Annotated in this window: 10 protein-coding genes; 4 read left to right on the forward strand and 6 right to left on the reverse strand. The window is 69.3% G+C overall.

What is annotated here, in order from left to right; all coding sequences use genetic code 11:
• The first annotated feature begins 123 nt into the window (after positions 1 to 123).
• On the forward strand, positions 124 to 1,899 hold the full coding sequence (locus ACQ3HB_RS15580; protein WP_430921150.1) for a ParB-like protein: 1,776 nt from the start codon (positions 124 to 126) through the stop codon (positions 1,897 to 1,899).
• Positions 1,900 to 1,954: 55 nt separating this feature from the next.
• Here ACQ3HB_RS15580 and ACQ3HB_RS15585 read toward each other — a convergent pair whose 3' ends face one another.
• The 4 genes from ACQ3HB_RS15585 to ACQ3HB_RS15600 all read right to left on the reverse strand — a co-directional run bounded on the left by ACQ3HB_RS15585 (position 1,955) and on the right by ACQ3HB_RS15600 (position 6,627).
• Positions 1,955 to 2,395 (reverse strand): hypothetical protein, encoded by a 441-nt coding sequence (locus ACQ3HB_RS15585; RefSeq protein WP_430921152.1) that lies wholly within the window; start codon positions 2,393 to 2,395, stop codon positions 1,955 to 1,957.
• Between the two features lie 77 nt (positions 2,396 to 2,472).
• Complete coding sequence (gene speB / locus ACQ3HB_RS15590) at positions 2,473 to 3,459, reverse strand: agmatinase (RefSeq protein WP_430921201.1); 987 nt, start codon at positions 3,457 to 3,459, stop codon at positions 2,473 to 2,475.
• Between the two features lie 2 nt (positions 3,460 to 3,461).
• Positions 3,462 to 4,814, reverse strand: coding sequence for an MFS transporter (locus ACQ3HB_RS15595; protein WP_430921154.1), 1,353 nt, complete (start codon positions 4,812 to 4,814; stop codon positions 3,462 to 3,464).
• Between the two features lie 139 nt (positions 4,815 to 4,953).
• The gene (locus tag ACQ3HB_RS15600) at positions 4,954 to 6,627 is read right to left on the reverse strand and encodes an amidohydrolase (protein ID WP_430921155.1); all 1,674 of its coding nucleotides are present in this window, start codon (positions 6,625 to 6,627) and stop codon (positions 4,954 to 4,956) included.
• A gap of 272 nt (positions 6,628 to 6,899) precedes the next feature.
• On the opposite strand from ACQ3HB_RS15600, the gene ACQ3HB_RS15605 reads away from it, so the two are divergent.
• Positions 6,900 to 7,799, forward strand: a complete 900-nt coding sequence (locus ACQ3HB_RS15605; RefSeq protein ID WP_430921156.1) for an Lrp/AsnC family transcriptional regulator — start codon at positions 6,900 to 6,902, stop codon at positions 7,797 to 7,799.
• 4 nt (positions 7,800 to 7,803) lie between these two features.
• On the opposite strand, the gene ACQ3HB_RS15610 is transcribed toward ACQ3HB_RS15605, so the two are convergent.
• Entirely contained in the window at positions 7,804 to 9,435 is a 1,632-nt protein-coding gene (locus tag ACQ3HB_RS15610) for an amidohydrolase (RefSeq protein WP_430921157.1), read from the reverse strand.
• Positions 9,436 to 9,592: 157 nt separating this feature from the next.
• Here ACQ3HB_RS15610 and ACQ3HB_RS15615 point away from each other — a divergent pair, with 157 nt between their 5' ends.
• Together ACQ3HB_RS15615 and sigJ are read left to right on the forward strand one after the other, a co-directional pair.
• Positions 9,593 to 10,333, forward strand: coding sequence for an SDR family oxidoreductase (locus ACQ3HB_RS15615; RefSeq protein WP_430921159.1), 741 nt, complete (start codon positions 9,593 to 9,595; stop codon positions 10,331 to 10,333).
• A 14-nt stretch (positions 10,334 to 10,347) separates the two neighbouring features.
• Positions 10,348 to 11,328: an RNA polymerase sigma factor SigJ gene (gene sigJ / locus ACQ3HB_RS15620; RefSeq protein ID WP_430921161.1), complete on the forward strand. Its 981-nt coding sequence runs from the start codon at positions 10,348 to 10,350 to the stop codon at positions 11,326 to 11,328.
• 107 nt (positions 11,329 to 11,435) lie between these two features.
• Here the strand turns inward: sigJ and ACQ3HB_RS15625 are convergent, their stop codons facing one another.
• Positions 11,436 to 13,244 (reverse strand): DEAD/DEAH box helicase, encoded by a 1,809-nt coding sequence (locus tag ACQ3HB_RS15625; protein WP_430921163.1) that lies wholly within the window; start codon positions 13,242 to 13,244, stop codon positions 11,436 to 11,438.
• Between the last annotated feature and the right edge of the window lie 106 nt (positions 13,245 to 13,350).

A 13,350-nucleotide genomic window follows, 5' to 3' on the forward strand; every position in this document is an offset into this window, starting at 1 on the left:
TTCCTTTGCGGCTACCGACGGATCCGGAACCGGACACTCGTCGGCAGCAAGCTCGTTCCGGCAACCGCATGCCCCTGCGGTTCCAGAACCAGCCGCGCAACACCCGTCCGTGAAGGAACCTCCGTGACCGTGAACCCCTCCGTCCGTCGCGCGAGCTGGTCGGCGCTCGTCGTCGCCCTGCTCGCGGGCGCCTCGCTCGCCTCGGCGGGAGTCGTCCAGGCCGCGCCCCTCGTCGCCGACGCAGCGCCGGCGCCCGACTACCTCAACGCGAAGGCCGGCGACCTCGTCGACGTCCGCATCGGCGACGTCCTGCCGACCCAGCCGTCCCTCGGCTACGACGAGGTGTACTACAAGCTCGGCCGCTACACGCTCGGCAAGGACGCGATCAACAAGAAGTTCGACGATTGGTGCGAGGCCAACGGACAGGTGCAAGCGGCATCCGCGACCGCGGCGTCCACGCTCGCCGACCCCGCGTCCTTCACGTGCACGGTCCCGGTCGGCTCCGAGACCGTGGACAGCATCGCCCCCATGAAGACGGTCGTGATCGGCCCGGGCGGCGCCCTCTATCTGACCGACGGCCACCACACGCTGACGTCGTTCTTCGAGACGCCGGACGGCGGCCCGAACCTGCACGTGCGCCTGCGCGTGCTCGGCAACCTGAGCGTGCTCGACACGGCGACGTTCTGGACCACGATGGCGGCGAACAAGTGGGACTGGTTGCGCGACGTCCAGGGGAACCCGATCACGCCGGACCAGCTCCCGAAGAGCGTCGGCCTCGCGAACTTCCAGAACGATCCATACCGCAGCCTCCTCTACTTCGGGCGTGACATCGGCTACAGCGCCGGCAGTCTGCCGTTCCAGGAGTTCTACTGGGGATCGTGGATCCGCGACGCGAAGCCGATCGATCTCGGCACGTGGAACAGCAACGACCTCGCGAGCTACATCGCGACGGTCAAGGCGATGACCCAGAAGCAGACGTCGATCGACCCCGCGACGGTCATCGACAGTGGCTTCACGGCGGCCGATCTCGGAGCGTTGCAAGCCTGGAACGACGGCAAGGCGGCCACGAAGGGTGAGTTCGCGAAGCTCTCCGCGCCGTACTCGGAGGCGAAGCCGGGCAAGCTCGCTTACGTACTGGCCTACAAAGCGACCCTGCCCGTGGCGACGGTCCCCGCCACCCCCGCGGCTCCGACCGCGACCGCGAACGGTTCGACCGTCTCGGTGTCCTGGACGGCTCCGGCAGACGGCGGCTCGGCGATCAGCGGCTACACGCTGTCGCTGAACGGTGCCAGCGCGGTCGCCGTCGGCGCGAACGTGACGAGCCACGACTTCACGAACCTCGCGACCGGTCCGTACGCTGTCACGGTCACGGCGATCAACGCGATCGGTTCGTCGGCTCCGTCCGCGGCCTCCGCTCCCGTCGTCGTCGCTCCGGCACCGGTCGATCCCGGAACGGTCAAGGGATCGATCCAGGTCACCGGTTCGCTGCGGGCCGGCGGGTCGATCACGGTCACCGGCACGGGTTTCGCGACCTCGACGAAGGGCTTCGCCGTCGAGATCCACTCAGCGCCGCAGCACATCGGAACGGCGGACACCGACGCGCAGGGCCGCTTCACGCTGCGGGCGACCATCCCGGCGTCCACGCCGGCCGGCACCCACTCGATTGTCGTCCTGATCAACGGCGCCGAGGTGTCGTCGAGTGACATCACGGTCGCCGCTGATCCGACGACGACGCCCGGCCCGACGGCCTCCGCGACGCCTGTCTCCTCTGGCGCCACGTCCGGTCTCGCCTCGACCGGTTTCGACGGGGTCGGAGCCGTGTGGATCGGCATCGCGTTCCTCGTCGCAGGTGCGGGGACGGTGCTCGTCTTCCGTCGCCGAGAGGGTGCGGAGCGCTAGCGATCCGGATCACCCACGCGAAGAACACGCGATCACCGAGCGCCCCGTCTGCACGTCAGGCGGGGCGCTCGTCTGTCGTGGCCTCAGTCGTCGAGCGCCTGCTCCGTCGCTCGCCGATCACGGCGAGCACCACGATGCCGATCCCGAGGAAGGCGACGATCGCGTTCGCCGTCGTGAGGAAGATCGCCTGGCCGCCGGTCGCGTGGTCGAGGTGCGCGAGGTGGAAGAAGAAGTGCGGCACGGCGAACAGCGAGTAGGCGAGCGCGGCCGGGAGGACGAAGTGGGTCCGCGGCACGACGAGCGCGATGCCGAGGAGCAGTGCGACACCGAGCGTCGCCCCGCCGAAGTCGCGTGCGTAGTGCTCGCTGAAGGGCGGGGTGAGGTCGACCGTGGGGAACGAGGTGTAGAAGCTCTCCGGGGCGACGGCGTTCCAGGCGCCGACGACGAGTTCGTTGAGGAAGAGGATCGCGAGGGCGATGCGGATCGTGATGGTCATGCTGCTGAGACCATGCAGGAGCGGCGGACGTGACAGGCTCGTCGCGTCCGCCGCCCCCGATCAGCAATGGCGCCCCGCTAGCGCTCCCGCGGCGCCATCGCGGAGAGGATCTCGTAGACGGCGTGGGACGCGGCGATGGCCGTGAGCTGCGCGTGGTCGTAGGCGGGGGAGACCTCCACGACGTCGGCCCCCACCAGCCGTGTTCCGGCCAGGGCACGGATCATCGCGAGGAGTTCGCGACTCGTCAGCCCGCCCGGCTCCGGCGTGCCGGTTCCCGGCGCGTGCGCGGGATCGAGCACGTCGATGTCGATCGACAGGTACACGGGCCGGTCGCCGAGCCGGGTGAGCATCCGTTCGATCGCCCGCGGCAGGCCGTCGGTCTCGAGGTCGATGCTCGAGATCACGGCGAAGCCGAGCCGTTCGTCGTCGCGCAGGTCGTCTCGCGAGTAGAGCGGTCCGCGGATGCCAACGTGCAGACTCGCTTCGAGATCGATGAGGCCCTCCTCCGACGCCCGACGGAATGGGGTCCCGTGGGTGATCGGGGCGCCGAAGTAGGTGTCCCAGGTGTCGAGGTGGGCGTCGAAGTGCAGGACGGCGACGGGTCCGTGCTGCGCGGCGACGTTCCTGAGGAGCGGCAGCGCGATCGTGTGGTCGCCGCCGATCGTGACGAGCCGCGTGCCACCGGTGGTGAGCGAAGCCGCCGCGAGTTCGATCTCTCGGACGGCCTCATCGAGGTCGAACGGGTTGATCGCGATGTCGCCCGCGTCCACCACCTGTTGAGCGCCGAACGGTTCGACGTCCTGGGCCGGGTTGTACGGCCTGAGCAGCCGTGACGCCTCGCGGACGTGCGCCGGCCCGAACCGGGCGCCCGGCCGGTAGCTCACGCCGCCGTCGAAGGGCGCTCCGAGCACTGCGATGTCGGCCCGTTCGACGTCCTCGGCGCGGGGGAGCCGGGCGAAGGTCGCGATGCCGGCGAACCGGGGAACGACGCTCGCATCGACGGGGCCGACAGGTCCGACCGCTCCGACACCTCCGACCGCTCCCACGCGCTTGTCGTCCTCCATCGTCACACCCGCCCCTGCACTGCCGCCGGGTCGAGCACGGTCTCGCCGTCCGCCTCATCGACGTACTGCGGCGCCGCGATGAGGCACACGAGGCTCAGCGCGCACATGCCGACGAGCAGCAGGATGACGGGCACGATGCTCCCCGTCGCCTGGAACATGAGCGTCGAGACGAGGGGCGAGAGACCACCGAAGATCGCCCCGGAGAGCTGGTAGGCGAGCGAGATGCTCGTGTAGCGGGCCTGCGGGCGGAACATCTGCGAGAGGACGGTCGCGATGGGGCCGTACGTGGCGGTCATCGCGAGGCGCATGAGGATGAAGATGAGGAAGATCAGGACGACGTTGCCGCTGCTGAGGAGCAGGAACTGCGGCGCTGCGAACGCGGCGACCGCGATGAGACCGATGCCGACGACCCGTTTCCGGCCGAAGCGATCGCCGAGCCACGCCGCTCCCAGGGTGACGACGAGCTCCACGAACGCCGCGACGCTCAGGGCGTTCAGGACGACGCTCTCGGACAGGCCGACGCTCGGATCGGTCGCGTAGGCGGTGGCGAACGTCGTGACGAGGTAGTACCCGCCGATCGCCACGGGGAGGACGCAGATGCCGAGGAGGATGCTCTTCCAGTTGGTGCGGATCGCGTAGGCGATCGGGACGGGCTGATCCGCGGCCTTGACCGTCGCGATGCTCTCCGTGAACACGGGCGACTCCTCGACCTTCATCCGGACGATGAGGCCGACGATGATGAGGACGGCGGAGGCGAAGAACGGGATGCGCCAGCCCCACTCGAGCATGAACTCGGTGCCGCCGAGCGAGATGAGGCTGAAGAGGCCGGTCGCGAGGAGCGCGCCGGCGGGGTTCCCGGCCTGCGCGAAGCCGCCGTAGAAGGTCTTCTTGTCCGCGGGCGCGTGCTCGACGGCCATGAGGACGGCGCCGCCCCACTCACCGCCGACGGCGAGGCCCTGCACGAAGCGGAGGACCACGAGCAGGACGGGAGCCCATGCTCCGATGGACGCGTAGCCGGGCAGGCAGCCGACGAGGAAGGTCGCGGCGCCCATCATCGTGAGGGTGACAACGAGGGCGGTCTTCCGGCCGATGCGGTCACCGATGTGGCCGAAGATGATGCCGCCGATGGGGCGGGCGAAGAAGCCGACGGCGTAGGTCGCGAAGGCTGCCGCGATGCCCGTCAGTCGGTCGGTGGACTCCGGGAAGAACACCGAGCCGAAGACGAGGCTCGCCGCCGTGGCGTAGACGTAGAAGTCGTACCACTCGATGGTCGTGCCGACGAAGGCGGCGAACCCGGCCTTCCTGGCTCTCGTGGTCTGCGCGTGCAGGGTTTCGGTGCGGGGATCGTGCGTCATTGCGGGGTCCTCCTGGATGCTGCTGCGGACGATGGGGGATGTGCTGGTGCGAGTGGGGCGCTGGTGCGGGTGGTGCGATGGTGCGGGTGGTGCGGTTTGCGTGGGTGAACCGGATGGGATGGTTCAGGGGTGGCGCTGATCAGTCCGCGAGTCGATACTGGCGGATTCCGTCGACCCATGTCTCGTGGACGGGGATCGAAGCGATCGTGGCGGGCTCCGCGGTGAGCGGGTCGGCGGCGAGGAGCGCGAAGTCGGCGCGCTTGCCGGGGGTGATGGTGCCGATCTCGTCCTCGCGGCCGAGCGCGATCGCACCCTGGAGGGTGTGGCCGAGCAACGCATCGCGGGCGCTGATGCGGAGTGCGTCGGAGCCGAGCTGGTGGCCGCGGCGCGTGACGCGGGTGACGGCGGCCTGGATGGCTTCGAGCGGCTTCGGCTCCGCGACGGGCGCGTCCGAGCTGAGGGTGACCGGCACGCCCGCCTCGATGAACTCGCCGAGCGGGTTGAAGCGCTCGCCCGGCGTGCCGACGGCGTCCGTGACGCCCTCGCCCCAGTTGAAGTAGTGCTGCGGCTGGTTCACAGGGTGGATCCGCAGCTCGCGCATCTCGGCGATCTGCTCCTCGGACGGCAGTCCGCAGTGCTCGATGCGGTGGCGCGCGTCGGAACGCGGCTCGGCCTCCTGCGCGGCGCGGATCGCATCGATGACCATCGCGATCGCGGTGGGCGATTGCGCGTGGGTCGCGGTCTGGAGGCCGGCGGCGTGTGCGCGGGCGATGAGCTCGGCGTAGTCGGCGGGGTCGTGGTACAGCTGACCGGTGCGGCACGGGTCGCCCACGTACCCGTCGGGGAAGTACGCGGTCCAGCCGCCGAGGGTGCCGTCCGCGTAGAACTTGATGCCACCGAAGGACAGATGGGAGTTGCCGAAGGCGCCGTGCAGGCCCATCTCGAGTGCCTGGTCGAGCAGATGCGACAGCAGGTACATGCTGACGCGGGTCCGCAGCTCGCCGGTTTCGGCGAGCCGGAGGTACATGTCGAACTCGCGCTTGGTGACCTGCGCGTCGCCGATCGTGGTCACGCCGCCCTGGAGGAACCGCTCCTGTGCCACACGGAGCTGCCTGAGGTGCTCCTCCGGCTCGTCCTGCAGGTGGAAGTTGGGGCCGTGGTGACCGATCTTCACACCGCTCACTCCCGTGAGGATGTTGCAGGCGGCATCGGACAGTTCGCCCGTGAGTTCGCCGTCGGCGTCGCGGAAGAAGACGCCGCCGTCGGGGTCCGGGGTCTCGCGTGTGACGCCGGCCGCGGCGAGAGTGTGGCTGTTGACGACCCCGCCGTGACCGCTCGCGTTCATGAGGTAGACCTCGCGGTCGGGGCTCACCTCGTCGAGCTCGAAGCGGGTGGGGTGGCGCTGCTCGGCGAGGTTGCGGTGCTCGTAGCCGTAGCCGCGGACCGGCTGACCGGCGGGCGTCCGCGCTGCTGCTTCGCTCAGCAGCGCGACGATCTCAGGAATGCTCGACGCGTGCTCCGGGCCGCAGTCGACCCAGCTGAGCATCTGCCCGTACATGAGGGGGTGGGCGTGCGGGTCGACGAACCCGGGGACGAGGACGCCGTCGAGCTCGCGGATCTCCGGTTCGGCACCGCTCAGGCGAGCTGCCTCGGTCGTGCACTCCTCGAGTGTGCCGACCGCGGCGATTCGTGAACCGTAGACGAGCACGGCCGCTCCGCTGATGCTGTCGTCCAGGGTGTGCAGGCCGGTGGGGACGAGGACGATCGGGCGGCTGTCGAGCACGGACCGTTCGTTGTCGTGGAGTTTGCGCATGGGGGAGCTCCTCGGGGCTGTGGGCCGCGTCGTCGCGGCGGTGGCTGATGGGGAAGCTACGCGCTTCCGACGGCGCTCGCAACCAGATCAACAGCGCAGTGATCCCCTCAGCGAGCGATGTGTTGCGATAGAGTGCAAAAGCATCACATGAGGTTCAAGAATCGCTCATGCGACGCTCGATATGTCGTTTGCCGTGCACAGATACTTCTTTCGGGTAATTCGGTCCGGCGAGGCACATCGACCAGACCGCGCCCGCAGACCGGAGGAGCACCATGCCTGACCTCGACGAACGACTCCTCGAACTGCTCCAGCAGGACGGGCGCGCCAGCTACAGCGAACTGGCGGAGCGGATCGGCATCAGTCGGGCCGTCGTCGCGGCGCGGGTGAACGCGCTCATCGATACCGAAGCGGTGCGCGTGGTGGCAGCGGTGCATCCGGAGTTCCTGGGCCTGCAGGCCTACGCGCACGTCTCCATCCACACGGCCGGACCGGCGAGCGACACGATCCCGGCGCTCGTGGCGCTGCGAGCCGCAGTCTTCGTCTCATCGGTCAGCGGTGAGCACGATCTCGTCGTGGAGTTGCGGTTGCCCGACCAGCGCGAGCTCTACGCGACGGTCGCCGTGATCCGCGGACTCCCCGGCGTCGTCGCCGTCAACACACTCCTCTACGTCGACGTCGTCACCGGGATCTTCATGCCGGCGAAACCGTTGCCGGATGGCCTCAGGATCGATCGCACGGACATCGAGCTCATGAAGGCGCTGCAGGAGGACGGGCGGGTGAGCTATCGCGAGTTGGCGGAGCGGGTCGGGCTCTCGCCGAGTGCGGTCCGCAGCCGGGTGACGGCGCTCGTGGAGCAGCAGGTCGTGCGGATCGGGCCGGTGCTCAACCGGCGCCTCCGGAGCGCCAAGGCTGCGGCCGGCGTGGGGATCAACATCCATGGCGAGGGGGCGAGGGCGATCGCGGGATTGCGTGGACTGCGCGGCGTGGAGTTCATCGCGCGCACGATCGGCCGCTTCGACCTCGTTGCGACGGTCTCGGCCGATTCCGTCCTCGGACTGCACGACGTCATCGACTCGCTCAAAGGGCTCGACGACGTCGTCCGTCTGGAGACCTGGGTGCACCTCGAGGTCGTCAAAGAGCGCTACGAGTGGCCGTTGCCGTCGCGGCCCTGACTGCTCACGCCACCCGCGCACCGCCCAGGTACGTGCTCGTCACGACCGTGTGGGCGAGGAGTTCTGGATCGGCGGTCCTCGGGTCGCGGTCGACCGTGATGAAGTCCGCGAAGAGGCCTGGGCGGAGCGCGCCGATCTCGTGGTCGCTGCGCACCTGCCAGGCCGCGTTCGAGGTGTGCGCTCGCAGGGCGTCGGCTCGGTCGACGACCGTGCCGCGGTCGAGACGTCGTCCGGAGCGCGTGCGCCTCGTCATCGCGACCGACATGTTCCTGAACGGTTCGTTCGGCGTCACCCAGCCGTCGTTGTGGAAGGTCGCTCGGATGCCTGCCGCGAACGCCGCACCTGCGTCGGCCCACGCGGCGCCGTGCTCCTCGCCGAAGAGGTCGTCGACGAGTACATCGCCCCAGTAGTACAGGTGGTCGACGAACACGCTCGTCGTGACGCCGAGTGCTGCTGCGCGCTCGAACTGCGCCGGTGTCATCGCGCCGACGTGTTCGAGGCGGAACCGGTGGTCGACGAGGTCGTGCCGCGTGATGAGCTCCTCGTACGCGTCGAGGGTGTCGGAGATCGCCCGGTCTCCGTGCGCGTGGCAGGCCAGTTGCCAGCCTGCCGCCGCGTGCGGGTCGCCGATGTCGATGAGCTGCTCGCGGGAGAAGTTCGCAGTGCCGATGTGGTGTGGTTCCAGGCCGATCGCTCGCGTCGCGGCCGTATCGAGGTAGGGGAAGGTCGTGGCGATGTTGCCGACCCACGGCGATCCGTCCGACCACGTCTTCACGCCCACCTGGCGGACGAGAGCGTCCTCGCCGCCGGTTCCATCGCCGGCGTTGTCCGGGCGTTCGTCCGGCCGTTCGGAGGGCAGCACGCCGGGCTTGGACATCGCGTAGAGGCGGAGGCGGATCGTGAGGCCGCCGTTCGCCCGCACCGCCGCGATGGCCGGCGCGAGGGACGGATCCCAGCCGAGGTCGCTCACGGTCGTGTACCCGCGTCGATTGAGGTCGGCGCAGTGCTCGGCGAAGATGCGTCCGAAGTCGCCGAACGCCTTCGCCGCCACGGGCATCACGAGCCGGGTCACCGCGGCCGTCTCGAACGCGATGCCGTTCAGCTCGCCGCTCGCGTCGCGTCCGTACGACGCTCCCGGCGGGTCCGGCGTGGTGCGATCGATGCCGGCGAGGGCCGCTGCGGCGGAGTTGAAGTAGGCCGAGTGGCCGGAGTTGTGGAGGATGACGAGCGGGATCGGCCCGGCCAGGCGGTCGAGCGATGCGCGATCGGGCGTCTCGAGGCCGCGCTGCAGGAGCGGGTCCCAGCCGTTGGCGAAGAGGGTCTCCGGGCCCGCCGCGATCGCTTCCCCGAGGGCGTGCATGACCTCGTCGGCCCTCGCGAGGGTGACGGGCCTGATGTCGAGGGTGTCCTCGGAGAGGAAGACGGCCGAGTTGGTGGGGTGGCCGTGCGGCTCGACGAGGCCGGGCAGCACCCAGCCGTCGAGGGGCGTGTGGATCGCGTCGTCCGGGGCGGCGGCATGAACGTCCTGCAGGGCGCCGATCGCGACGATCCGGTCGTCGACGACGAGCATCGCCTCGCCTTCCGGACGGTCCTCGTCCATCGTGATGAACGTCCCCGAGTAGATCGTCGCGACCATGGTTCCCCCGAATCCGGGTCAACGACAGCTGTTGCCCCCAGACTCATGATGGCAGTCGTTCGCCGCGTCTGTCACGAATCGCCGTGCTGCACGGTCACAGCTGTGGGCGCATGCCCGGACACATCCGTCGAACGACGACAGCAACAGGGAGGACCACATGACGATTCTGGTGACCGGATCGAGCGGGCAGCTCGGACGACCGACGATCGAGGCGTTGCGAGCAGTGGGACACGATGCCCGTGGCCTCACCCGTTCGGGAGGGCCCGGGGCGGTCGCCGTCGATCTCGCGACGGGTCACGGGCTCGCGGAGGCGCTCGACGGCGTCGACACGGTCGTGCACGCGGCGACGAGCAACGGTTCGAAGGACATCGATCTCGCACGTCGACTCGTCGCTGCCGCCGAGCAGGCGGGCGTCGGCCATCTCGTCCTCATCTCGATCGTCGGCATCGATCGGATACCGCTCGGCTTCTACCGGGACCGGTTGCGGATCGAGCAGCTCGTGCAGGGCTCGCGGGTGCCGGTGACGATCCAACGTGCGACGCAGTTCCACTCCTTCGTGGAGCGGTTCTTCACCGCGCAACGGTTCAGTCCCGTGATCGTGTCGCCGAGGTGGCGGTTCCAGCCGATCGCGGTCGAGGAGGTCGGGGTGCGGCTCGCCGAGCTCGCCGTCGGGGCGCCGCGGGGGATGGTCGAGGACATCGGCGGTCCGGAGCAGCTCACGGCACGCGAGCTGCACGCGATGTGGCGGCGCGCGACGGGTGGGCGGCGCGCGTTCGTCGACTTCCGGCTGCCGGGCAAGCTCTCCGCGGCCTACGACGCCGGTGCCGACCTCGTCCCGGGGGCGCCGTACGGCACGGGGACGTTCGAGGAGTATCTTCAGGAGACGACCCGTCGATGATCGTGGAGGATGCCGTGGCCGAGCCAGTACTGACCGACGGCACTGCTTTCACCGACGGCACTGCATTCACTGACGACGCGGCGCTCACCGACGGCACTGCCGAGTTCAGCAGCGTGCGCGGTCGGTTGTTCGGGATCGCGTACCGCATGCTCGGGACGGTCGCCGATGCCGAGGACGTCGTGCAGGAGGCCTGGGTGCGGTGGCAGACGACGGATCGTTCCGTCGTCCGCGAGCCTGCTGCGTTCCTCGCCACCACCACGACGAGGCTCGCGATCAACGCGGCGACGTCCGCGTATGCGAGGCGTGAGCAGTACGTGGGTCCGTGGTTGCCCGAGCCCGTCGCGACGACCGAGGATCCGTTGCTCGGGGCGGAGCGTTCCGAAGCGTTGAGTCTCGCCGTGCTCGTGCTGCTCGAGCGCTTGACGCCGACCGAGCGCGCTGTCATCGTGCTGCGGGAGGCGTTCGACTATCCGTTCCGTCGGATCGCCGAGGTCCTCGAGACGAGCGAGGCGAACGCCAGGCAGCTGGCGAGGCGGGCGCGGGTGCAGTTGGCCGGTGCCTCCGGTGCTGCTGGCCCTTCGACAGGCTCAGGGACCGGTGCAGGCTCAGGGCCCGGCGCAGGCTCAGGGACCGGAGAACACACCCGCCTCCTCGCGGCGTTCATGGCGGCGGCGCAACGCGGCGATCTCGAAGCGCTCGAGCAGCTGCTCTCCGGAGACGCCGTCGCGACGGCCGACGGCGGCGGCGTCGTCAACGCAGCGCGTCGACCTGTGGCCGGCGGCGAGAACGTCGCACGCTTCCTGCTCGGGATCAGCGAGCGGTTCGGGCAGGGCGCCACGTACGAGGTCGTCGAGGTCAACGGGCTGCCGGCCGTGTTGTCCCTCCGTGAGGGCGAACCGCTCGCCCTCGTCGCGATCGATACGAGCGACGGTGTCATCACGAGCGTCTTCCTCGTCCGGAACCCGGAGAAGCTCGTGAAGTTCGACGCGCGCTGACGCGCGCTGACGCGCGCTGACGCTGCCGGTTCCGATCGAGACGACGAAGACCGCCCGGCGACTGCCGGACGGTCTTCGTCATGTTCAGCTGCTCGCGCAGCGCTCGCTCAGTACGTGCGCGGGCGACGTGCCGGACGCTCGTCGCCGTCGTCGCGACGTGCGGGGCCGCCGCGATCGGGGCGCAGCTCGATGAGCTTGCCGCCGATGCGGGTGGTCTCGAGCTTGGCGAGGACGTCGTCGCCCAGGTTCGCGGGCAACTCGACGAGCGAGAAGTCCGGACGGATCTGGATGGCGCCGAAGTCCTCACGGCTGAGGCCGCCCTCGTTGGCGAGCGCGCCGACGATCTGACGCGGTTCGACCTTCTGACGCTTGCCGACGGCGATGCGGTACGACACGAGGCCTGCACCGCCGGAGGGGCGGACGCGACGCTCGGGACGCTCGCTGCGCGAGGCACCGCGGTCGCCGCGGTCATCACGACGGTCGCCGCGACCCGCGCGGTCGGCCCGGTCGCTGCGGTCGCGCTCCTCGCGCTCGAAGCGCTGTGCACGAGCGTCCTCCGCTGACAGCAGGAGGGGCGTCTCGCCTTGGGCGACGACGGCGAGTGCCGCTGCGACATCGGCTTCCGGGACGTCGTGGTGCGAGACGTAGTGGCCGATGATGTCGCGGAATGTCTCGATGCGCTCGGTCTGGCTGAGCGCTTCGGTGATGGCGTCGTCGAAGCGCGTGAGGCGCGTCGCGTTGACGTCGTCGACGCTCGGCAGCTGCATCTGCGTGAGCGGCTGGCGGGTTGCCTTTTCGATCGCCTTGAGCAGGTGGCGTTCGCGAGGCGTGACGAAGCTGATCGCCTGGCCGCTGCGGCCGGCGCGACCCGTGCGTCCGATGCGGTGCACGTAGGACTCGGTGTCGATCGGGATGTCGTAGTTGACGACGTGGCTGATGCGCTCGACGTCGAGGCCGCGCGCTGCGACGTCGGTGGCGACGAGGATGTCGAGCTTGCCGGCCTTCAGCTGGTTGACGGTGCGCTCGCGCTGCACCTGGGCGACGTCGCCGTTGATGGCGGCAGCCGAGTAGCCGCGTGCGCGGAGCTTCTCGGCGAGCGTCTCGGTCTCGTTCTTCGTGCGCGTGAAGACGATCATGCCCTCGAAGTTCTCGACCTCGAGGATGCGGGTGAGCGCGTCGACCTTCTGCGGGTAGGAGACCATGAGGTAGCGCTGCGTCGTGTTCGCGGAGGTCGTGGTCTTGTTCTTGACCGTGATCTCTTCGGGATCGTGCAGGTACTTCTTGGAGATGCGGCGGATCTGCGCGGGCATGGTCGCGGAGAACAGGGCGACCTGCTTGTCCTCGGGGGTGTCGGCGAGGATCGTCTCGACGTCTTCCGCGAAGCCCATCTTGAGCATCTCGTCTGCTTCGTCGAGCACGAGGTACTTGAGCTCGGACAGATCGAGGGTGCCCTTGGCGAGGTGGTCCATGATGCGGCCGGGGGTGCCGACGACGATGTGGACGCCACGACGGAGCGCGGACAGCTGCGTGCCGTAGCCCTGGCCACCGTAGACGGGGAGGACATGCACGTTGCGCAGGTGTGCGGCGTACTTCTCGAACGCTTCGCAGACCTGGAGCGCGAGTTCGCGCGTCGGTGCGAGCACGAGGGCCTGCGGCGTCTTCTGCGAGAGGTCGAGGCGGGAGAGGATCGGGAGCGCGAATGCGGCGGTCTTGCCGGTGCCCGTCTGGGCGAGTCCGACGACGTCGCGTCCGGCGAGCAGCGGAGGAATGGTGGCGGCCTGGATGGCCGAGGGGGTTTCGTAACCGACGTCCTTGAGAGCTTTGAGTACTGCGTCATCGAGGCCGAGCTCGGTGAATGTTTGCGTAACAGGGGCAGTGTCTGCCTCGGTGGGGACTGTCGTATCAGGAGGCGTCATACTCTAACGGTAGTCCGTCGAGCTGGGGAGTCTGGTCGCGAAATGATCGACGGCCGCTCGTCGAGCGCGCCGGAGGGCCGTTTTCCGCGGAAATCAGGCGTTTCTG

The organism is Plantibacter lichenum (assembly GCF_050587525.1).
GTDB lineage: Bacteria > Actinomycetota > Actinomycetes > Actinomycetales > Microbacteriaceae > Plantibacter.